This window comes from Paraburkholderia kirstenboschensis (assembly GCF_904848585.1).
Taxonomy (GTDB): domain Bacteria; phylum Pseudomonadota; class Gammaproteobacteria; order Burkholderiales; family Burkholderiaceae; genus Paraburkholderia; species Paraburkholderia kirstenboschensis.
The window spans coordinates 120,976-141,177 of sequence record NZ_CAJHCR010000008.1 but is presented as its reverse complement, the minus strand read 5'-3'; the positions used below and the strand labels follow the sequence as shown (position 1 = coordinate 141,177).

Genomic DNA, 20,202 nt, shown 5'->3' with positions numbered 1-20,202 from the left:
CGCGAATATGAATGCGAGCCTACCAGCCGAAGCGCTCTCGGCGCTGACCCAGGAAACGATCTACGTCACGCAGCCGCACCTGCCGCCGCTCGACGATTTCGTCCCGTATCTGCGGGAAATCTGGGACCGCAAGATCCTGACTAACGGCGGCCCATTTCACCAGCGCCTCGAGAAGGCGCTAGAGGAATATCTCGGCGTCCACCACCTCGCGCTGTTGTCCAACGGCACGCTCGCCCTCGTCACCGCGTTGCAGGCTTTGCGCATTACCGGCGAGGTCATCACCACCCCGTATTCGTTTGTCGCGACCGGTCACTCGCTACTGTGGAACGGCATCAAGCCGGTATTCGTCGACGTGGACCCGGTGACGCTCAACATGGACCCCGCGAAGATCGAAGCCGCAATCACGCCGCAAACGACCGCGATTTTGCCGGTGCATTGCTACGGCTATCCGTGCGACACGGACGCGATCCAGAAGATTGCCGACAACTACAACCTGAAGGTCATCTACGACGCCGCTCACGCGTTCGGCGTGAAAACGGGCGGCAAGAGCGTTCTGCGACACGGCGATCTTTCGGTGCTCAGCTTTCACGCAACGAAGGTGTTCAATACCTTCGAAGGCGGCGCCATCATCTGCCCCGACGCCAAGACAAAGCAGCGTGTGGATCACCTGAAAAACTTCGGCATCGTGGACGAAACCACCGTGGTGGCGCCCGGCATCAACGGCAAGATGAGCGAGATCAACGCGGCGTTCGGCTTGCTGCAACTCGAACATATCGACGAAGCGCTTGCACGCCGCCGCGATATCTCCGCGCGCTACTGTGAACTGCTCGCCAATGTGCAGGGCATTCACTGCCTGCCCGCGTGCGAGGACACGGTCTCGAATCACGCGTACTTCCCGATTCTCGTCGGCGACAAGTATCCGTTGAGCCGCGACGCGTTGTACGAGCGATTCCGCGAACACAACGTGATCGTGCGGCGCTATTTCTATCCGCTAATCTCCGACTTTCCGATGTACCGTGGCTTGCCGACCGCGCATCGAGCGAATCTGCCGATCGCGTCCGACGCCGCACAACGAGTGCTCTGCCTGCCGATCTTCCCGACTCTGTCCGATGCGCAAATGGATCGGATTATCGACATCATCACGTCCTGCTGACAGATCTGAGCGGACTCTTCGAACGCACGGCGGCGCCAGGCAGCGCGCTGCCGCAAAGCTGAATCGCCAGGCAGCGCAGCGCGCGCCTGGCTGCACCTTCCACGAATAATCGAATCGGCCGCTAGCGTTGGGCTGCGGCCGCGCGCGTTGCTTCGAGCGCGTTGTTCTTCGCCATCTGAAGCTCGGCGAGCAGTTCCAGCGCGTGGCCCTCGTCCTTCGTGAGATCTGCGAGAAATGCGCCGTTGTTCGCCTTGATCCAATCGAGCGGCATGTCCCACCACGCGAGTTCCAGCAGGCGCTCACGAATCTTTTCCGGGAAGCGGAAGCGCACCAGTCGCGCCGGCGATCCGACATATATTCCGTATGGCTCGCTGCGGAAGTTCGGCGGCACCACCGCGCGTGCGCCGATCACACACCCGCTTTCAATCACGCCGCCGCCAAGGATCATCGCTTCGTCGCCGATCCAGACATCGTTATGAACGATCGTGTCGCCGTATTGGGGCATCACGCAGTTGTCCAGACCGTTTCCGTACAGCGAGAACAGGGTCATCGAGATGCCTCTGATCTCATGCTGGCCATTCAACACGAACTTGAGCCGCTGACCGCCGGCCACGTTCTTGCCGATCACGAGCTTCTGAGCGTCGCCGTCGTACTTGACGACCGAACCGACACCCAGCCCCGAGCATCGGCCGATATGAAAAGTGCCGAACGTGGCTTCTTCGTCCAGCCAGTTACGGAAGCAGTTATTCGGAATAGTCGAGAAAGCGCCGTCTCTGTAGCCGATTACAACGAACTGCTTCGAGAGAGGATGGTTCGGCAAGATGCCGATGCTGTCGTCCGATGTCACGACGTTCATATTGTTTTGTCTTTCTTCTGGTTAGAAGTGCCGGATGGAAAGAAGCCCGGCATATGAGCCGGGCTTTGCGCCGATCAGTCGCCAGACTCAGATGCAAACGCGGCGATACGCGCCGCGATTTTCTCCGCGACAAGCCCGGTTTTCTCGAGCATGTAGCGATACTCGCCGGCTTTTTCGAAGCGGTCCGGCAAGCCGAGAATCAGTTGCGGCGGCGCCGCTCTTTTCGACGCCTTGTATTCGGCGACCGCGCTGCCAAGACCACCGATCACCGAATGCTCCTCGACGGTGACGAGCACTTTTGAACTCGCCATTGCTGCGTCGATAGCCGCGGTGTCCAATGGCTTCAACGTATGCATGTTGATCACCCCGACCGACATGCCTTGCGCTTCGAGCAGCTTCGCGGCTTCGAGCGATTCGTGCACCATCGTACCGTTGGCGATGATCGTCACGTCCGAGCCGCGGCGCAGCGTGATTGCGCGGCCAATGCGGAAATCGTAGTCCTCGGTATAGACGGGCGGATTGTTGACCGCGCCCGTCAACCGGATATACATGGGGCCCTTGAAATCGGCCGCCGCTTGCACGGTCTTGATGATTTCCGCGCAATCGGCCGGACAAACCACCGTCATATTCGGAATCGAGCGCATGACTGCCGCGTCTTCGATGCCGTAATGCGAATTGCCGAGAAAGGCCATCGACACGCCGCTGCCAATCGCCACGGCTTTCACGTTCATCTCCATGTAGCCGAGATTCATGCGAATCTGTTCGGCCGCACGCATCGAAATGAACGGTGCGAACGACGTGGCAAAAACGTTGTAGCCTTCCTTCGCGAGGCCCGCGGCAACGCCCACCATGTTCTGCTCGGCAATGCCGATGTTGAGGAACTTGTCCGGATACGCCTTCTTGAAACGATCCAGACCCGACGAATTGCCGAGGTCGGCAGACATCAGCATCAGATCGTCATGCGTCTCGCCAATCGACAAAGCCGCGAGACCGAACACGCCGCGCGAACCGAGCCGCGACCACTGACGCGCATTGCTTGCGTTGATTTCCAGCATTTGATTCGGTCTCCGTTCAGTCCGCCATGACGCTCAACTCGGCGAGCGCAAGATCGTAGTTGGTCTTGGTCAGCCGGTTATGGTGCCATTCATTGTTGTTCTCCATGAAGGAGATGCCCTTGCCCTTTACCGTGTGCGCGACCAGCACGCGCGGCCGGTCGGCAACCTTGGGTGCCTCGAAAGCGGCAACCAGTTGCGCGATATCGTGACCGTCTACTTCATGCACGTCCCAGCGGAAGCTGCGGAATTTGTCCGCGAGGTCGCCGAGGTCCATGATCTGGCTCGCTTCGCCATCGCTTTGCAGTTTGTTGTAGTCGACCATCGCCACCAGATTGTCGAGGCGCAATTGAGCCGCGGACATGATCGCCTCCCACACCGAACCCTCGTTGCATTCGCCGTCGCCGAGCAGCACGTATGTTTTGAATGGCTGCTTCTTCTTTTTGGCCGCGAGCGCAATGCCGATCGCCATCGAAAGGCCCTGCCCGAGACTGCCATTCGAGGACTCGATACCGAGATCCATGTTCATGACCGGATGAGCGATCAGATGACTGTCATTGGTCTGAAAACTGTTGAACACCGCATCGTCGATAATGCCGGCCGCTCGCAGCGCCGAAAAGTAGCCGAGCACGCCGTGACCCTTGCTGAGAATAAAGCGGTCGCGTTCGGGCCAGCGCGGATTGGCGCGATCGTAGCGCAACTGCCTTGCATACAGCGTTGCCATGATCTCCACCATCGACAACCCGCCGCCCAGGTGGGCGCTCAGATTGCAGTGGTGGCTCACCTCGAGGATTTTCTGACGCATCAGCAGAGCCATGCGCTCGATGTCGGAGTAGTTCATATTGTCTGGTCCTGAATTCAAACCATGCCGCCGTCCACCCGCATGATCTGCCCGGTCACACTGGCGGACAGATCTGATGCGAGGAACAGCGCCATGTTGGCAACGTCCTGGGGTTCGACTGCGCGCTTGAGCGCCGACGAAGCAATCAACTTCTCACGCGCAGCTTCGGACATCTGGTCGTACATGTCGGTGCGTGTCACGCCGGGTGCAATCGCATTCACGCGAATGCCCGACGCTCCGAGTTCCGTGGCCATGCTTTGCGTCGCGCGTGCGAACGCAGCCTTGCTCGATCCATAGGCGAGCGTGCCCGGATCGGCAACCATCGCGGCCGTGGATGCGATATTGATGATGGACCCGGCCTTATGCCGCGCCATCGAGCGCGCGAGTCCTTGCGTCAGCAGAATCTGGCTGAAGAAGTTGATCTCGAAGAGACGGCGCAATTCTGTCATCGACGTCATCTGGAAGATCGCGCCGCTCGCCACGCCGGCATTGTTCACCAGTACGTCGATGCGCGGCGCGAGGCCCGCGATCTGGCGGACGGCGGCTTTCACCGACGCTTCATCTGCGAGGTCGACGCTGACCGCGTGCGCTGTCACGCCGTGCTGCTGAGCGAGCGACGCAAGCCATTGGTGTCTTTCGTCGCTCGCCTCGCGCATGCAAGCGATCACGCTTGCGCCTTGCGCGGCGAACGTTTCCGTAATCGCGCGGCCGATGCCTCGATTGGCGCCGGTTATCACCGCGAGCTTGTCTTTTAGCAACATCGAAGGTTCCTGCATGTTCATTCGGCATTACGCCAGATCTGGCCACGAAGATAGACGGGCTCGAGAATCGTCCAGTCGTCGGCGGCTATTTCATTGCCTGCGGGAAAGGGCGGCACTGCGCCGACTGACAGCTGGCCCAGCACGCGGCGCTCGGTGTAATAGGCGCGCATCACATGAGTCACGAACGCAGAAAAGAGGCGCACATCGGCCAGCTTGCAGCCGTTGATTGCCGCGAGCCGCTCGGCTGCGTCGAGCGCCTCAAACGGCCGATCGAACTTTTCGCCCGCGACATTCGCGAGCATCTTTAGAAATGTGTCCACCTGATCTGTCACGCGATGACGCAGTTGATAGCCCTCGAAGTCGAGCGCCGAAGCGGAAGGCATGCCCAATGCGGCGTCGCCCGGAAGCATTGTGTCGAGAACGAGTTCGATCATGCTCACGCCACCAGTGTGTGCAGATTACGCTGCAGATGATCGCAAGCCATCAGCGTCAACGCCTGGGCTGTCGCGACAGGATTCACAGCGCCCGCCGTCACGAAGATGCTGCTGTCAACGACGAACAGATTCTTCACCGCATGCGCCTGACCGAATTTGTTCACGACCGACGTGGCCGGATCGTCGCCCATTCGAGCGGTGCCCATAAGATGCCAACCCGTGTTCTTCACCGGCGCAAACGAAGACGTGACTTTCGCGCCCGCTGCCGCGAACACTTGCTTGCTCATTTCAATGCCGTGCTTGAGCATGCGGCTCGTGTTATCACCCAGCTTGTAGAACACCTTCACGCCCGGCATGCCGCTCGAATCGCAATGGTCCGGATCGAGCTCCACGCGATTCTCCGGCTCCGGCAGATCTTCTGTAATGATCGCGATACCGGCGGTTCGATTGAAGAGCCGGTCGAACTTCGCATGATGCTCGGCGCCGAGCGGCACTTGCCGCATGAAATAGCCGGACACCGCGGTCTCGACCGGCGGCGCGCCGCGCAATACCTGCATCGTGTAACCGCGCACAAAGTCGCGCTCCGCTGCGCTCTCGTAGAACTGCTGGCTCAGAATGCAGCAGCCGTGCGGTCCAATGCTCGATTGCACGTCGTGATCGAACACGGCTTCGGTGTAAGCGAGCGGATGCAGCATGAGATTTCGGCCGACCAGACCGTTATCGTTCAGCAGCCCATCGGGAAATGCGCTCGACCTGGAGTTGAGCAACAGGCGCGGCGTGCCGACGCCGCTGCAGGCCACAACGACCACACGCGCATTCAGCCGATGCTCGACGCCGTGGGCGTCCATATAAAGCACACCGTCTGCTTGCCCGCGCGCATCGAGCGTGATTTCGCGTACGCGGCATTGCGTCTTCACCTCGACACCCTGTTGACGCGCAACGGGCCAATACGTGACATCCACGCTGGCTTTCGCGCCCTGCGCGCAACCCGTATTGCAAGGACCGAGATTGACGCACGCGCCGCGATTGCCGTGCCGGTGCGTATTGATCGCGCTGTACGACGGCCACCAGTGCCAGCCGAGTTCGTTGAATGCGCCTGCCATGGTTCGACCCATCGGGCCGAGCGGTATGGGCGGCAGCAGCGACTCGTAGTCCGGATTCGCAGGATCGCCGACGAGTCCGGCCACGCCCATCATGCGCTCGTTTTCCGTGAAGAACGGCTTGAGTTCCTCGAAGCTGAGCGGCCAGTCGTCGCCGACACCGTCGAGTGTGCGTGTACGAAAATCCGACGGATGAAAGCGCGGAAAGTGCGCCGAATAGAGAATGGTGCTGCCGCCAAAGCCGTTGAAGTTGGCAATCGAAATGGGAGACGCGGAATCGTCGATCGGATAGTCGGCCGCGTTGCGGCGCACCGACGGATTCGAGCTATACGCGCCCGAACGGCTCAATTCCCAGTCGACGGACGTCGACGGGTATTCGGATGGCTTCGTGACCGAGCCCTGCTCGATGCACACGATGCGCAACGAGCGATCGCGGCTCAAACTCCAGGCGGCGGCGGCGCCGCTCGCTCCGGAGCCGATGATCACGATGTCCGCGACTTCTTTCATACCGGCGATTTCTTCTTCGGCAGATATTGTTCGAGGATTTCCGGAATCGTAATGAGCATGTCCGCTTCGCAGGCGATCTCGCCGTCGACCTTGGCCACGCCGCGACCCTTGCAGATGCCGCGATTCCACGACAACACTTCGGTGTCGATTTCGAACTTCTTGCCGGGCAGAACTTCCTTGCGGTAACGCACGGTGTGCTGCAACGCGTGCGTCACCTTGCCCTTGAGACCGGGCAGCGTGGTGATCGCCACGGTGAGCATCTGCGCGAGCGCTTCCAGCTGAAGGGCGCCGGGCATATTCGGGCCACCGGGAAAATGAACGGGGAAGTACCACTCGTTCATTGTCAGGTTCTTGTAGCCGCGCGCGTATTTGCCGGGCATGACTTCATCGACGTGGTCGATCATCAGGAAGGGATAGCGATTCGGCTGGTATTCCTGCAGCTCGATGCAATTGAGACTGAACTTGTCCATCTGTTCCTCGGGTGTCCGATGCGTCATTGAATGTCCACGACGCGCGAGAGGCTCGCGACAACGTCGTAGCCATCCCATACGATATTCATATCCAGCGCGCGCCCAACCGGCACGACGCGGTCGATGCCACGCAGCCGCCGCGAGACGACGAGATCCTGCAACTGCGTCTTGTCGACGCCAAAGTAGGTGAGCGTCTGATAGCGTTCGTTCACGATCGGCGCGAGCTTATCGAGCGACGCGAGCGTGACTTCGTGAATGGTGCCGAAGTAACCGCGGCATTCGTCCTGATCGGCCGCGACCGCCGACAACTCGACGCGATACAGCAGGTTGCCATGCTGACGGATGGCAACGACCTGCTCGTTGTCGAATGCATGGCGGCAAGCCTGCACGTATTTGTCCATTACCTGCACGGGCTCCGGCGTATAGCGCTGCGCAACGTGTTTGACGAGCGCGGGCCAAAGCCGGTCTTTCGCAGCTTCCACGGTGTCTTGCGCGCCTATCCATGCAACGAGTTGCGGGGAAGAACACGCGGCCTGATCCATCAGATACAAGTCGTTGAACATTTGATGGCAGAGCGCACGTAAACCTTCGTCGTCGAGAGACAACACGGCTTGCGGTTCCATCACACACAACGAATAGCGATCGGAAAACGCGACCTCGCGCGAGCGCGGGCGGCTTGGCAGAGCACGCATATGCTCGACGGTCTTGTCGCCGCCCCACACGAGCCGTGCGTCCGCGACGGAAAGCCAGAAGCGGTTGAGCAGATCGTCGCGCTCAAAGCGAGTCAGCAGGATGCAATCGGACAGCGCCGCGTGCCGCTCGTCCTTCAACAAATCCGCGATTGCCTCGACGAGAACTTCTGCGGTGGCGGACGCTCGCGACGGCAAACGCAGCACGCAGGTGTTGCCCGACAACAGGCCGAACGCGAGCGAAAACGCGAAGTTCACGGGCACATTCGACGGGCAAACATGAAACGACAAGCCGAGGCCCATGCGCACTTCGCCGCGCGAACCGAACTTCGCGGCAAGCTGGGTCAGATTCGCGCGACGGCACCAATAGGCGAAGCTGACTACGTCTGGCAGCGACCGCGTCTCGGCACGGGCCAGCAAGGCGCGCGACAGATCGGCGAGAAACTCCACGCGTGCGGCGTCGAACACCAGCGCGGGCGCGTTCGAGATCTCGTCCCGACGGCCGACCAGAATCGTGGTCCTGCTCTGAATGTCATCGGGAATACGTATCACTGCAACCTCTCGTCTCGGCGTTCTGAATCCGGCCGTGCACCTTGAAATAGGTGCCGTGGCGGCCGCATGCGCAGTCATCGACACCGATAATCTCGCCTTGATCCTCGCTCAACAGCGAGTGGCCCGGATAGCTGTGCGGAATAACCGACAACAACTGAATCAGCCCCGGCTTGCCAGGCGGCAGCGCGCTGAAATCGAGCGGATCGCGAACGATCACATCCGACCACGACGACGCGTGCAGGTGACCATGCTCGCATTCGACGAAGATCGAACCAGTTTGCTCGACCATGCCGTAGTAGTTGTGCACACGCGCAACACCGGCGACATTTCGCAGGCGGCGCTTGAATTCATCGGCACTGACAGCCTTCGATTGAAGCTGCTTCCAGCCGCCGCCATGAATCAGAATGCCGCGTTCGAGAGGCAGCGTCTCGCCGCTTTCTTCGAGCGCCTGAACGAGGTGCTGCCAGACGATGAACGTGAAGCCGAACAGCAGCACCGGCTGGTCGTGATGCTTGTCGAGGAAACGCCGCGTCGCTTCGAGATTGAGCGACATGTCGTCGTTCAACGCATATTCGACGTCGCGCCCGAAAATCGAAAAACCGAGAATGCCGGCCGTGCGCGCGGAGAAACGATAGCGGTCCGCGACCGTCGCGCGGCAGTCGATCACGAGCATCGGCAGACGCTTCGGCCCAATGAAATCGCCCACGATGCGCGACAGCACTTTCACCTGAAGCGCCGACGTCTGCTTGTCCAGAAAGATCTGCGACACGCTTTGCCCGCTCGTGCCCGACGATGTCATCGTCTTGACGACTTCGCTCCTGGGCACGCTTAGCAACTGCTCGTGCTTGAAGAGCCGCACGGGCAGAAACGGAAGTTCTCCCAACGTGGCCGCCTCGCGCTTCGCGCCGAGCTTGTCGACGATCGCGCGGTATTGCGGGCAGCCTTCGTAGTGCAGGCGCGTGAGGCGCTGCAGTTCATCCAGCAGCGCAGGCTCTTTGTCCGCCTTCGGAAGCGCGAACACCGGCCATTGCGGGACGTCGCTCAGCACAATTGGGTCAGACATTGATAGTCAACCTTTCCTGTGGGTAGGCGCGGCAGTTCCGGCAAGCGGCTCACGGCGACGACAGAAGGATGAAGTCCAAGCGACTTCGCCATGGCGTTCCTGAATTCGTCTGCAACGAAATCCGGTTTGTCCACTACGTGAATGACCAGTTGCTCGTCGGTGCCCTTTGCGGCGCAGGCAAAGCCTTTGTCGGCGGCGATCTGCTCGACCGCATCGAGCGAGATTCGCAGGCCCAGTATCTTCAGGAAGCGATGACGGCGCCCTTCGATGAAGAAACAGCCGTCTTCATCGATCCGCGCAAGATCGCCAGTGCGCAGCGTGCCGCCGTTCAGATCGCCCAACGCGAGATCGGCCGCTTTTTGCGCATAGCCCATCGACACATTGCCGCCCGCGTAGATGAGTTCGCCCACTTCGCCGGGTCCCGTGATCGTGCGGCCGTCGTCGCTCTCGAGCCACAGGCGGCCACCCGGAATCGCGCGGCCGATACTGCCCGCCTTGTGCTCGATTTCCTCCGGGCTCAGATAGGCGATGCGCGCGGTCGCTTCCGTTTGACCGTACATCGAAAAGAAGCGAATGCCCTTTGCGCGGCAAATTTCGCTGACCTGGCGAAGCTTCGCCGGGTCCATGCGGCCGCCCGCCTGCGTCAACGTTTGTACCGACGGCATGTTGATTCGCGCAAGACGCAGCTTCAGCAAAATGTCGTAGCTGTAGGGCACGCCCGCAAAACTCGTCACCTGATGCTCGTTGATCTGCCGCCAGAACGCGGCATCCATCAGCGAGCGGTCCGATACGACGAGCGACGCGCCCGCCAGCAAATGGCTGTTGATAACCGACAGACCATACGAGTAGTTAAACGGCAACGACGTGATCGCGCGCTCTTCGTGCGTGATGCGCAGATAGTCGGCAATCGACGTCGCATTCGCGCGCAAATTTGCGGCGCTCAGTCGCACGAGCTTGGGCGAGCCGGTGGAACCCGACGTCGTCATGAGCAACGCGAGGTCGGGGTGAAGGTCGACGCGCGCCGAATCGGCGCGGCGATACAAACCGTAGGCGCCTTCCTCGTGGACCAGCATGCCGTGTTCCGCACCGGTTGAGGCGAAGATGTACGCCGGGTCGTATGTGTCGATCAGGCGATTCAATTGCAGCTGATCGAGCCCGCTGCTCAACAGCAGCGGCACGGTGCCGCTCGCGAGCGAGGCGAGATAGCACAGTACCGTCGGCAGATCGTTGCCGCCGACGATAAAAAGCAGTTGCCTTGCAGGCAACGCGGTCGCGAGCCGGTCAACGGCCTGATGCAGTTCGGCATACGTGAGCGTCACACCGCTCTCCGTAATGAGCGCTGCGCGTTCAGGATGTTGCCGGCTAACGAACCCGGAATTCATAGCTCTACGCCGTACTTCTTGAGCTTGTCGACGCCGATCGTGTACGAGCCGAATTCGATGATGTCGTCGGTCTCCATCATGATGCCGAATGTGTCCTCGAGCGCCGCGATCATGCCCATGTGGCCGACCGAATCCCACGCCGGCACGCACTGATAGACGAAAGCTTCGTTCAGCGCGTCGCGCGGAACGGCGAAGCTGTCCATGAACACCTGATCGTATTTATCTCTGTTCGTCATTTCTTTGCCAATCTCACTTGAAGACCTTGCGGTCGGTATTAGGACGGGCAACGCGCGCAGGGTTGCCCAGGGCGATCACGTCGTCGGGAATGTCGGAGTACACGACCGATCCCATGCCGACGATTGAATTCGAGCCGATGCGCACGCCCTCCTTGATCAACGCGCCCATGCCGAGGTAGCTGTTCGCGCCGATCACGCACGCGCCGCCGATGTTCACCATCGACGAGACGACGGTGTTTTCGCCGACCTGTACGTCATGGCCGACAATCGACATGGTGTTCACGCAAACATTGCGGCCGAGTTGTGCGTCGCTGGAAATGGAGCACAGCGGCGTGACCACGAGGCCTTCGCCGAGCGTTGCGGTGTCGGCGACGAGCGAGCTGAGGTCGATCACCTGGCCCAGGCGGGCACCGGCTTCGCGCAGCTTATTGCCGAGCTTTTCGCGGCCTGCCGGCTCGCCCACGGCGATCACGAATTCGGCCTGGTCGAGATGTTCGGCGACTTCCGCATCGTTGAAGCGCAATACCTGAGTGCCGTAGAACACGCGCTCTGTGCGAATGTCGTCGACGAAGCAGATCTGCTCCCAGCGTCGACTCACCGCGTTCTGGCGGCGCGCGACATCCATCACTTCTTTACCGAAGCCGCCGGCGCCGTACACGAAAAGTCTCAGAGTCACGATTTTGATTCACCCGAACATGAATGCCGGCGTCGCGGCCCGTATGGCGGTTGATGCGGCGAGCCGCTCACGCCAGACAGATGGGCACCGAGGCCAATGGAACATGGTCGAAATTATGCCGTTGCGCCCTCCTGTGCGATTCCAAGAGTTAGCACTGGAAAAGCCTTTAAATCGATGCATTGCGGAACGCGTGAGGCGGGGGGCAAGAGCGCTGAGCGGGGTTGCCGGGGGCGGGGTGGCGTGAGGGCGCCCTAGGTTTTGTGAACCTTAAGGGGCTGCGTAGGGGGACGCGTCGGGTCCGCGAGTCTACGCGGAACCTTAGCGCGGGCTGCGCAGTTCCCGCCCGCGCTGCGTGAAACACCCGACAAGTGAAGTGAACCGCCCAGTCGCACGCTGCAGCGCAGACTCCGCGAACCCTGCCGCATTATGCAAAACGCCCGGCGAGGTCCCCGGAACGCCTACAGCGCCGCGGGAATCTGCCCGGCTACGGTGACACACACGGGCGCAACGCCTAGCGGCTCAGCGTAATCGCCAGATAAGTCACGTATAGCGCACCGCACACGAGCAACGCCCACACCGGCGCGCCGCGCTCCCGCGCGTTGAGCCGCAGCCACGCCGCCGCGGCGAGCGTGATGACGATGCCCGTGACAACCTCGATGCGCGGCGTCCACGGCGTCAGAAGAATGCCGATCGCCGGAAGCAACGTGCCCTGAAACACCATCGCACCGGTGATGTTGCCGAACGCCAGCGTGTCCTTGCCGCGGCGAATCCACAGGATGCTGTTCACCTTTTCCGGCAGTTCGGTGGCGATCGGAATGATCAGCAGGGAGAGCAGCAGCGGCGAGACGCCGAATACCTCTGACACGCCTCGAACGCCGTGGATGAATCCTTCGGCGCCCCACACCAGCAAGGCGACCGCGAGCGCGAGCTGGACGGCGATCGTCGCCAGGTTGGTCGGCACGCCGAGGCGCGCGAGCATCATTTTGCCTGGAGCCTCGGTGCCGTGGCCGGCATCCACGAGACTGTTCGACGCGCGGAAGGTCGCCACCACATAGGCGACGTACACGCCCACGAGTGCAATGCTGAATAGCGCGCGGACGATTCTTTGCTCGTGCGGCACATACATGGCCGCGGCCGCCAGCAGGAACGCGAAGAGGAAATAGTTGAGGTCGCGCGTGAAGCCCGAGCGTTCAGGCGCGACGCGTCCGCCGATGCCGCGCGAACGCAGGATCGCGAGCGTCATGAGGAAGGTGGACAGTGTGGAAAGCATCAGCGGGGCGCCGAGGATTGCGCCCACACCGATTTCCTCATTGACGGCATGATCAGCGGTACCGCCGATGATCGCGATCAGCGGCACGAGCGTCTCCGGCAACGCAGTGCCGACCGCTGCAAACAGCGAGCCGGTGACGCCTTCCGAAATTTTGAGGCGCTCGCCGAGATGTTCGAGCGCGTTGGTGAAAAGCTCGGCCGCCACCAGAATGACGACCAGCATGACGGCCAGTTCGATGAGAAGACCGGTCATGCACGTCTCCCATCGACGGGAAACGCGCGGCGCAGCCCATAGCGCAGGGGGAAATTGGGTAGGGGACAACGTGATTTCACAGCGGCTCCGCGGTCGGACGTAAGACGAACCAATGACGCACCGCCACCCGTCCGACCAGAACGAAGCAGTGCGCCAATGGTCTCGCCAAACCGACCCGGTCGAACGCGCCATGACCCGTCAGGTCAAGTATGTTGACGCGCTCTCCTTCATGCGATGCGTGAAGGAAGGCTACTCCCCAATGACCGGGGGATTCTAACGGGAGTGGGCGGAGCGGACAAGCCTGGAGATGAGGCGGGGAATGGCGTGGGAAGCTGAACGCGTGAACCCGTGAACGCGCGGGAAATAAAAAAGGGCTTAGGCGTTGTTTGCCTAAACCCTTGATTCTGAGCCAACGTTATTGGTGCGCCCGGCTGGGATCGAACCAGCAACCCCTGCCTTCGGAGGGCAGTACTCTATCCATTGAGCTACGGGCGCTATGACACAAGAAGCACAAGAAACACAAGAAACGCGAAAGCGCGGCAATCTGAGCGATGCGGCGCCAAAGCAAGACCGAAAGGATACCCGGTTTCAGCCATACCGTCCACCGGACGGCCTTCGAGCCCGTCTCCAGCGCCTTCGCACACCTTTGCACCACTTCGCGCGATGCGGGTAAACGCCTGCTGAACAGCGCGCCGCGGCCCTCGCCGCCGTCGAAAGCTTGCGTCTATAATCGTCCGTGGCCGATCAAGAACAAGAAGTTGCCGTCGCGCTGTACCGCTCACATACCCACGGAGACGAGACAAGCATGAGCGAAGCACCACACGGAGCCCCGATCAAAACCCCTGGACAGCTCATCGCCGCGGTCATCGCCGGATTTGCTGTGCCGATCGTTATCATCGTTCTGCTGGCTTACTACGTCGACAATTCGACGCGCACCGGCGCCGGCACCGACAGTCTCTCCCAAGCCGAGGTCACCGCCCGCATCAAGCCTCTCGCTCAAGTCGACATTCGCGACGCCAACGCGCCACGCGTCTACAAGACCGGCGAAGAGGTCTACAAGGCAGTTTGCTCCGCCTGTCACGCGTCAGGGGCGGCAGGCGCACCCAAGTTCACCAATACTGCCGACTGGGCACCACGTATCTCGCAAGGCTTCGACACGCTGCTGCACGCGGCGCTCGCCGGTAAAGGCGCCATGCCGCCGCGCGGAGGCACGAGCCCGGACGATTACAGCGACTTCGAAATCGCTCGCGCGGTGACCTACATGGCGAACAATTCCGGCGCGAGCTTCGCTGAACCGGCGCAACCGGCATCGGGCGCGGCGGCCGCGTCCAGCGCTGCTGCCGCTTCCGGCGCGGCCGGCGCTTCCGGTGCAACAGCAGCCGGCGGCGCTTCCGACGCGGGCGCGGCACAAGCCGCCGCCGCAGTGGCGGCAATGGCGAGCGTCCCGCAAGCCGCGGCGCCCGCAGCCGCCGCCGCGCAAAGCGCGGATGCATCGCAAGCGGGCAAGGCCTTGTACCAGCAGGTCTGCCAGGCATGTCACGCTGCCGGCGTACTCAACGCACCGAAGTTCGGCGACAAGGAAGCGTGGGCGGCGCGCCTGAAGGAGCCGATGGACACCGTCTACAACTATGCGCTGCACGGCAAGGGCGCCATGCCGCCTAAAGGCGGCTCGAACGCCTCGGATGCCGACGTGAAGGCCGCCGTCGACTACATGGTCAGTGCCGCGAAGTAATGCGCAAATGCGCATTCATCGCGCGCAAAGACAACTGCGCGCCGCTTGCCCGACAATCGAATCCCTGCACCGCAGCGACGCGGGCAGGGATTTTTTCATGCTCGACGGATTCACGCGGGCGAGTGCCGGCTTTATTGCGCGTCGACGGGACGAGCGAACGCATCGACAAATGAGAGCGCCGGCGTGCTGCGCACAAGCTCGGTGAAACGCGCGTGCAGTTCGGCGGGCGGGAGCCACGGATAACTCAAGCCTTCCTGCAACGCGTCGAGCAATGCGCCGTTCGCATCCGGCACGACGTCCATGCGTGCGATGTGAATATGAAAGCGGCTGACAGCGGGTGTCTCGTCGAAAGTCCAGCGATACACGCCGTGGCCCACGCGCAACGCGCCGGCGGCCGGTTCACGCATCAGCACGAGCCACGGCAGCGCATCGATCGCACCGTCGCGCACCGTCAGCGAGTCGCACACGTAATACGTGCGGCACCGCGTGTACGTCGCGCCGAAATCGGTGATGAGCGTCTTCGTGATCGCGTCTATGCCGACAGTGCGCGCGGGAAAGGCGATTGCCGACGTCGCAAGAGAAATGGTGAGCTCGGCGTCGGAAGCAAACGCATCCGGCATGCGTTGCGCCCGCGTGTTGTCTTTCGCGTCGATGTAGGCTTCGAGGGCGCGGGTGTAAGGCGCGAGCGTCGGCGAGGTCATGCGGGCGGTCTCCAGTTGGCGTGCTCGAAGGTGCGCGAAGGTGCTCGAAGGTGCGTGAACGTGCATGAAGCCGCGCTAACGTGCGACCTACTAGCCGCGCCACTGTAGCGCGCCTATCCGCGAAAACCGGTGAAGCACCTCAGATCAACGGGGTCTTACCCGCGCACGCGCTGACCACCGTTTTCAAGGCTTCTGCAACAGCGCCTTGAGACTCGCGAGACGGTCTTTTGGCGACATCGGCGCCTCTTCGGGCGTCGGCGGCGGCGCGTCGTCCAGCAGCATTTCGGGTATGAACCGCGACGGCTCGCAGACCACCGTCTCGCGTGCGCGCTTGCGCTTCTTGCACCAGTTCAGATGCAGGCTGCGCTGCGCGCGCGTGATCGCGACATACATCAGACGGCGCTCTTCCTCGATGCGCGCGTCGTCGACCGGCTCGTCGTCCGCGCCGCCTCTATGCGGCATGATTCCTTCTTCGACGCCCACCAGAAACACGTGCGGATATTCGAGCCCTTTCGACGCGTGCACGGTCGAGAGCCGCACCGCGTCCGGGTCTTCTTCGCGGCCTTCGAGCATCGACATCAGCGCGACCGTCTGGATGAGGCCCAGCAGATTCTTGCCGGTGTCGCCAAAGCCGTCCGCCGTGTCGTAGCCGGTTGCCTCGTCGTTGGCCGAGCCAGCAGATCCATTCGAGCCTTGCGGCTCAGCCTTCGTGCCCTTGCGCTTCAACCATTCGACGAACTCCAGCACGTTTTGCCACTTGGATTGCGCCTGACGTTCGTCGAATGCGTCGTAGAGATACGCTTCGTAGTGGATTGCGTCCATCAACTCGTCGAGCAGCGTGCCCGCCGCATCCTTTTCGGCGCGGTCGGTGAGGCGCTGCATGAAGTCGCAGAACACGCGCATCGGTTCGATCTGACGCGGCGACAAGCGCGCTTCGATGCCGCCCATATACACCGCCTCGAACAGCGACACCTTCGCTTGACCCGCGAACGAGCCGAGTGCTTCGAGCGTCGTGTTACCGACACCGCGACGCGGCGTGGTGATCGCCCGGATGAACGCGGGGTCGTCGTTCGCGTTCGCGATCAGGCGCAGGTACGCGCAAATGTCCTTGATCTCGGCTTTGTCGAAGAACGACTGGCCGCCCGACAGCACATACGGAATGCGCTCGCGGCGCAGCACCTGCTCGAAGATGCGCGCCTGGAAGTTGCCGCGATAGAGAATTGCATAGTCGCGAAAATTCGCGCGACGCTCGAACTTGTGCGCGGACAGACGGAACACTACCGACTCGGCTTCGTGCTCTTCGTCGTTGCATGGCGTGACAGTGATCGAATCGCCCATGCCGTGCTCGGACCACAGCTTCTTTTCGAAGAGCTTCGGGTTGTTCGCGATCACGTTGTTGGCGGCCGTGAGAATGCGCACGGTCGAACGATAGTTCTGCTCGAGCTTGATCACATGCAGCTTCGGGAAATCCTTGCCGAGCTGCGCGAGGTTCTCGAGCGTCGCGCCGCGCCAGCCGTAAATGGCCTGATCGTCGTCGCCCACCGCCGTGAATGCCGCGCGCGGGCCGGCCAGTTGCTTGAGCAATTCATACTGGCAGGCGTTGGTATCCTGATACTCGTCGATCAGCAGATAACGCAGCTTGTTTTGCCAGCGGTCGCGCACCTGCTCGTTGCTCGCGAAGAGTTCAGCGGGCAGGCGGATCAGATCGTCGAAATCGACCGCCTGGTACGCGTGCAGCGTCGCCACATAGTTGCGATAGACGATCGCCGCCTGGTGCTCGTCCTCATTCGCGGCAATCGCGATTGCCTGTTCGGGCATGATGAGCCCGTTCTTCCAAAGCGAAATGATCGACTGGATCTTGCGGATAAAGCCCTTGTCCGTCGAGCCGACCTGTTCCTGGATCATGCCGAAGCAGTCGTCGGAATCCATGATCGAGAATTGAGGCTTGAGGCCCACGTGTTCCGCTTCCTGCCGCAGAATCTGCACGCCGAGCGAGTGAAACGTGCAGACCGTCAACTGATTGACGGGCACTTTGCGGCCTTCCTTGCCGGGCGTGGTCAGCGTCTTGCCTTCGAGCAGTTTCCCCACGCGCTCGCGCATTTCCGCCGCGGCTTTGTTCGTGAACGTAACCGCCGCGATGTGGCGCGGCTCGAAGCCCTTTGCCTCGATCAGGTGCGCGATCTTCTGCGTGATCACGCGCGTCTTGCCGCTCCCTGCGCCGGCGAGCACGAGACACGGCCCGTCAAGATAACGGACCGCTTCATTTTGAGCGGGATTCAGGCCTGCGGACATCGTCGGTGGATGGGGTAGTGCGGGTTGAAAAGCGGCTGTTCAGACGGAGTTCTCAAACGCGCCGTTTGAAAGCGGCGCTCGAGGCGCCGTAGCGCAGTATTACCGGTCGCGAAGCCAGCGCAACGCCGCGCGGCGTGCGCTCGGGGAATGCATGCCACGTGTTATGAGGCCAGCCCGGCGAGCCTCGGTTCGCGCGAGAGGAGCGATGTTAACACGGATGAAATCGGCGGATAGATTCAGTCGACGAATCCCATGGATAGAACCGGCGGCCACCGCGTCGCGAGGAAAGGCGGAGCTTCGGCGCTTCGCGTGCCGTCGCAATCCCCGTCCCGGCCATGCCACAATGACGGCGTTGCGCGCCGTCGCCGCGGTGGCAAAGCGGCGCGCCGTTTTTGCAGGAAGACACGCATGTCCGCATCGCTGAAAATTGGATTGATGGGTTACGGATTCGCAGGCGCGACCTTTCATGCGCCGGTGATCGAGCACTGCGGTCGCGCCAGCGTCGCCGCCATCGCGACCGGCAGACCCGAAGTCGCGCTCGCCGACTATCCGCACGCGAAAGTGGTGGCCGATCTCGACGCGTTGCTCGCGCTCGCGGAGATCGACTGCGTGGTGATCGCCACGCCGAACGACACGCACTTCGATCTCGCGCGCCGTACGCTCGAAGCAGGCAAGCACGTCGTGGTCGACAAGCCGGTCACGCTGAGCGCCGCCGACGCTCGCACGCTCGCCAACATCGCACTCGCGCGGGGCAAGCTGTTCGTGCCGTTTCACAACCGTCGCTGGGACGGCGATTTCATGACGGTTCGCGATCTGCTCGCGAACGGTGAGTTGGGGCGCATCACGCACTATGAATCGCATTTCGACCGGTTCCGGCCCGAAGTGCGTCAGCGTTGGCGCGAGGAAGCGTCGCGCGGCGGCGGCCTGCTGTTCGATCTCGGACCGCATCTGATCGACCAGGCACTGGCGTTGTTCGGCGCGCCGCAGACCGTGTCCGCGACCGTGCGAACGCATCGCGATCAGGCGAGCGCGCCCGACTACGTGCATATCCAGTTGGGCTACGGCGAATTCGAAGTCGTGCTGCACGCGAGCGCGCTGACGGCGATCGTCGCGCCGAGGTTCGCCATTCACGGCACACGCGGCAGTTACGTGAAGTACGGGCTCGACACGCAGGAAGACCAGTTGAAAGCCGGCTTGCGTCCGGGCGACGAGGGCTTCGCGGCCGGCAATGCCGCAGGGACGTTGCGCGTGCTGGAGGGCGACCGCGAAGTGCCAACGGGCAATGGCGATTATGCGAGCTTCTATATCGCGCTCGCCGAGGCGATCCAGCACGGCGTGAAGTTCCCGGTGAGCTCGCAAGATGCCGTCGACGTGATGACCATTATCGAACTCGCGGCGCGCAGTTCCGACGAAGGTGTCCGTCTGCCGTTCCAGCGGGTCCGCTGAACGGCGTTGCAGGTTTGCGGTTTGGCCGGCGCGACGCAGAACGCCGCGCCGGCAAACCTGCAAACCGGAAAGCAATATAACGTTACAAATGAGCCGGCCTTCCGGGTCAGCGCTCGTCTGCCGTGATCCGTTGCTACGCCTGTAGCACCGCAAAACCACAACGACTTCACGGAGTGTTCATGCCACGTCCCATCCGCGCCCTCGCCGCATGCGCATTACTCAGTTCGCTCGCCGCCTGTGTGGTGGCACCGCAGCCCGAACCGGCGCCGCGCCCAAGCCCGCAACAGATCGCCGATAAACGCCTGCATCAGGTCGACGGCCGCATCGACAATCTGAGCCGCCGTATCGACAATCGCGTGAACCAAGGTTATTACCCGCCGCCGCAAGGGGATGCGTTGCATCATCGGCTCGATGTGATCCGGCGCGAGGCGCACGAGATGGCCGGGCAACATGGCGGCGGCTTATCCGCCGACGAACAGCGCGTGCTGAACCAGGAACTGGACGGCGCGGCGCATGCAATCGGTGAATAAGGGCGGATAAGGGCGAATAACGGCGAATAAACCGTTCATTTGACAAGCCTCCGGCCCTCGCGTACATTCGCCGCACGCGTCGGGAGAGCGCGCTGGCCGCTGGTTTCGCAGGCCGCGCCGCCGAAGGGGCACACCCGCAAACTCTCAGGCAAAAGGACCGAACGCGTCGAAAAACCCGCCGCTACGTAACACACGCAACATCAAGGC

General features: G+C 61.9%; 19 protein-coding genes, 1 tRNA gene and 2 riboswitches. Of the genes, 4 read left to right on the top strand and 16 right to left on the bottom strand.

Annotation, left to right across the window (positions count from 1 at the left end; all coding sequences use genetic code 11):
- Positions 1-7 precede the first annotated feature (7 nt).
- Positions 8-1,153 (top strand): DegT/DnrJ/EryC1/StrS family aminotransferase, encoded by a 1,146-nt coding sequence (locus JMY24_RS21230; RefSeq protein WP_128596022.1) that lies wholly within the window; start codon positions 8-10, stop codon positions 1,151-1,153.
- Positions 1,154-1,274: 121 nt separating this feature from the next.
- Here the strand turns inward: JMY24_RS21230 and JMY24_RS21225 are convergent, their stop codons facing one another.
- The 14 genes from JMY24_RS21225 to JMY24_RS21160 all read right to left on the bottom strand — a co-directional run bounded on the left by JMY24_RS21225 (position 1,275) and on the right by JMY24_RS21160 (position 13,789).
- On the bottom strand, positions 1,275-2,009 hold the full coding sequence (locus tag JMY24_RS21225) for an LbetaH domain-containing protein (RefSeq protein WP_128596023.1): 735 nt from the start codon (positions 2,007-2,009) through the stop codon (positions 1,275-1,277).
- 74 nt (positions 2,010-2,083) lie between these two features.
- On the bottom strand, positions 2,084-3,064 hold the full coding sequence (locus JMY24_RS21220; RefSeq protein WP_201702838.1) for a transketolase family protein: 981 nt from the start codon (positions 3,062-3,064) through the stop codon (positions 2,084-2,086).
- A 16-nt stretch (positions 3,065-3,080) separates the two neighbouring features.
- Positions 3,081-3,902 (bottom strand): transketolase, encoded by an 822-nt coding sequence (locus JMY24_RS21215; RefSeq protein ID WP_128596024.1) that lies wholly within the window; start codon positions 3,900-3,902, stop codon positions 3,081-3,083.
- A 17-nt stretch (positions 3,903-3,919) separates the two neighbouring features.
- A complete protein-coding gene (locus tag JMY24_RS21210) occupies positions 3,920-4,663 on the bottom strand; it encodes an SDR family NAD(P)-dependent oxidoreductase (RefSeq protein WP_128596031.1) in 744 nt (247 codons plus the stop codon).
- A 17-nt stretch (positions 4,664-4,680) separates the two neighbouring features.
- Positions 4,681-5,097 (bottom strand): hypothetical protein, encoded by a 417-nt coding sequence (locus tag JMY24_RS21205; RefSeq protein WP_164853624.1) that lies wholly within the window; start codon positions 5,095-5,097, stop codon positions 4,681-4,683.
- A 2-nt stretch (positions 5,098-5,099) separates the two neighbouring features.
- Positions 5,100-6,704 carry a GMC family oxidoreductase gene (locus JMY24_RS21200; RefSeq protein WP_128596026.1) on the bottom strand — a complete coding sequence of 535 codons (1,605 nt, stop codon included), beginning with the start codon at positions 6,702-6,704 and terminating at the stop codon, positions 5,100-5,102.
- Positions 6,701-7,174 (bottom strand): 3-hydroxyacyl-ACP dehydratase FabZ, encoded by a 474-nt coding sequence (gene fabZ / locus JMY24_RS21195; protein ID WP_087754282.1) that lies wholly within the window; start codon positions 7,172-7,174, stop codon positions 6,701-6,703. Before fabZ ends, JMY24_RS21200 begins: the two co-directional genes overlap by 4 nt.
- Before the next feature lie 23 nt (positions 7,175-7,197).
- Positions 7,198-8,415, bottom strand: coding sequence for an acyl-CoA reductase (locus tag JMY24_RS21190; RefSeq protein WP_128596027.1), 1,218 nt, complete (start codon positions 8,413-8,415; stop codon positions 7,198-7,200).
- Entirely contained in the window at positions 8,396-9,478 is a 1,083-nt protein-coding gene (locus JMY24_RS21185; RefSeq protein WP_128596028.1) for a LuxE/PaaK family acyltransferase, read from the bottom strand. Before JMY24_RS21185 ends, JMY24_RS21190 begins: the two co-directional genes overlap by 20 nt.
- Positions 9,457-10,860: an AMP-binding protein gene (locus JMY24_RS21180; RefSeq protein WP_128596029.1), complete on the bottom strand. Its 1,404-nt coding sequence runs from the start codon at positions 10,858-10,860 to the stop codon at positions 9,457-9,459. Before JMY24_RS21180 ends, JMY24_RS21185 begins: the two co-directional genes overlap by 22 nt.
- Positions 10,857-11,096, bottom strand: a complete 240-nt coding sequence (locus JMY24_RS21175) for an acyl carrier protein (protein WP_020067453.1) — start codon at positions 11,094-11,096, stop codon at positions 10,857-10,859. Before JMY24_RS21175 ends, JMY24_RS21180 begins: the two co-directional genes overlap by 4 nt.
- 13 nt (positions 11,097-11,109) lie before the next feature.
- The gene (locus tag JMY24_RS21170; protein ID WP_236597469.1) at positions 11,110-11,772 is read right to left on the bottom strand and encodes an acetyltransferase; all 663 of its coding nucleotides are present in this window, start codon (positions 11,770-11,772) and stop codon (positions 11,110-11,112) included.
- A 511-nt stretch (positions 11,773-12,283) separates the two neighbouring features.
- A complete protein-coding gene (locus tag JMY24_RS21165) occupies positions 12,284-13,294 on the bottom strand; it encodes a sodium:calcium antiporter (protein ID WP_128596030.1) in 1,011 nt (336 codons plus the stop codon).
- Positions 13,295-13,383: 89 nt separating this feature from the next.
- A riboswitch (yybP-ykoY riboswitch) is annotated at positions 13,384-13,564 on the bottom strand.
- Between the two features lie 149 nt (positions 13,565-13,713).
- Positions 13,714-13,789: transfer RNA gene (locus tag JMY24_RS21160), tRNA-Arg, on the bottom strand.
- A gap of 310 nt (positions 13,790-14,099) precedes the next feature.
- Between JMY24_RS21160 and JMY24_RS21155 the strand changes: the two genes are divergently transcribed.
- Positions 14,100-15,026 (top strand): c-type cytochrome, encoded by a 927-nt coding sequence (locus JMY24_RS21155; protein ID WP_201702836.1) that lies wholly within the window; start codon positions 14,100-14,102, stop codon positions 15,024-15,026.
- A 131-nt stretch (positions 15,027-15,157) separates the two neighbouring features.
- Here JMY24_RS21155 and JMY24_RS21150 read toward each other — a convergent pair whose 3' ends face one another.
- Together JMY24_RS21150 and JMY24_RS21145 are read right to left on the bottom strand one after the other, a co-directional pair.
- Positions 15,158-15,727, bottom strand: a complete 570-nt coding sequence (locus JMY24_RS21150; protein WP_128596033.1) for a hypothetical protein — start codon at positions 15,725-15,727, stop codon at positions 15,158-15,160.
- A 183-nt stretch (positions 15,728-15,910) separates the two neighbouring features.
- Positions 15,911-18,019 carry a UvrD-helicase domain-containing protein gene (locus tag JMY24_RS21145; protein ID WP_128596034.1) on the bottom strand — a complete coding sequence of 703 codons (2,109 nt, stop codon included), beginning with the start codon at positions 18,017-18,019 and terminating at the stop codon, positions 15,911-15,913.
- A gap of 408 nt (positions 18,020-18,427) precedes the next feature.
- On the opposite strand from JMY24_RS21145, the gene JMY24_RS21140 reads away from it, so the two are divergent.
- Both JMY24_RS21140 and JMY24_RS21135 read left to right on the top strand, forming a co-directional pair.
- The gene (locus tag JMY24_RS21140; protein ID WP_128596035.1) at positions 18,428-19,465 is read left to right on the top strand and encodes an oxidoreductase; all 1,038 of its coding nucleotides are present in this window, start codon (positions 18,428-18,430) and stop codon (positions 19,463-19,465) included.
- 179 nt (positions 19,466-19,644) lie between these two features.
- Complete coding sequence (locus JMY24_RS21135) at positions 19,645-19,995, top strand: hypothetical protein (RefSeq protein ID WP_128589854.1); 351 nt, start codon at positions 19,645-19,647, stop codon at positions 19,993-19,995.
- A gap of 71 nt (positions 19,996-20,066) precedes the next feature.
- Positions 20,067-20,165: riboswitch (glycine riboswitch) on the top strand.
- Positions 20,166-20,202 lie beyond the last annotated feature (37 nt).

What these genes read in the sequence shown, in the direction of transcription:
- JMY24_RS21185 (WP_128596028.1), bottom strand. Translation starts at nt 9,478, where the DNA reads ATGTCTGACCCAATTGTGCTGAGCGACGTCCCGCAATGGCCGGTGTTC.
- JMY24_RS21220 (WP_201702838.1), bottom strand. Translation starts at nt 3,064, where the DNA reads ATGCTGGAAATCAACGCAAGCAATGCGCGTCAGTGGTCGCGGCTCGGT.
- JMY24_RS21230 (WP_128596022.1), top strand. Translation starts at nt 8, where the DNA reads ATGAATGCGAGCCTACCAGCCGAAGCGCTCTCGGCGCTGACCCAGGAA.
- JMY24_RS21150 (WP_128596033.1), bottom strand. Translation starts at nt 15,727, where the DNA reads ATGACCTCGCCGACGCTCGCGCCTTACACCCGCGCCCTCGAAGCCTAC.
- JMY24_RS21210 (WP_128596031.1), bottom strand. Translation starts at nt 4,663, where the DNA reads ATGTTGCTAAAAGACAAGCTCGCGGTGATAACCGGCGCCAATCGAGGC.
- JMY24_RS21215 (WP_128596024.1), bottom strand. Translation starts at nt 3,902, where the DNA reads ATGAACTACTCCGACATCGAGCGCATGGCTCTGCTGATGCGTCAGAAA.
- JMY24_RS21165 (WP_128596030.1), bottom strand. Translation starts at nt 13,294, where the DNA reads ATGACCGGTCTTCTCATCGAACTGGCCGTCATGCTGGTCGTCATTCTG.
- JMY24_RS21155 (WP_201702836.1), top strand. Translation starts at nt 14,100, where the DNA reads ATGAGCGAAGCACCACACGGAGCCCCGATCAAAACCCCTGGACAGCTC.
- JMY24_RS21140 (WP_128596035.1), top strand. Translation starts at nt 18,428, where the DNA reads ATGTCCGCATCGCTGAAAATTGGATTGATGGGTTACGGATTCGCAGGC.
- fabZ (WP_087754282.1), bottom strand. Translation starts at nt 7,174, where the DNA reads ATGGACAAGTTCAGTCTCAATTGCATCGAGCTGCAGGAATACCAGCCG.
- JMY24_RS21145 (WP_128596034.1), bottom strand. Translation starts at nt 18,019, where the DNA reads ATGTCCGCAGGCCTGAATCCCGCTCAAAATGAAGCGGTCCGTTATCTT.
- JMY24_RS21225 (WP_128596023.1), bottom strand. Translation starts at nt 2,009, where the DNA reads ATGAACGTCGTGACATCGGACGACAGCATCGGCATCTTGCCGAACCAT.
- JMY24_RS21205 (WP_164853624.1), bottom strand. Translation starts at nt 5,097, where the DNA reads ATGATCGAACTCGTTCTCGACACAATGCTTCCGGGCGACGCCGCATTG.
- JMY24_RS21200 (WP_128596026.1), bottom strand. Translation starts at nt 6,704, where the DNA reads ATGAAAGAAGTCGCGGACATCGTGATCATCGGCTCCGGAGCGAGCGGC.
- JMY24_RS21180 (WP_128596029.1), bottom strand. Translation starts at nt 10,860, where the DNA reads ATGAATTCCGGGTTCGTTAGCCGGCAACATCCTGAACGCGCAGCGCTC.
- JMY24_RS21175 (WP_020067453.1), bottom strand. Translation starts at nt 11,096, where the DNA reads ATGACGAACAGAGATAAATACGATCAGGTGTTCATGGACAGCTTCGCC.
- JMY24_RS21135 (WP_128589854.1), top strand. Translation starts at nt 19,645, where the DNA reads ATGCCACGTCCCATCCGCGCCCTCGCCGCATGCGCATTACTCAGTTCG.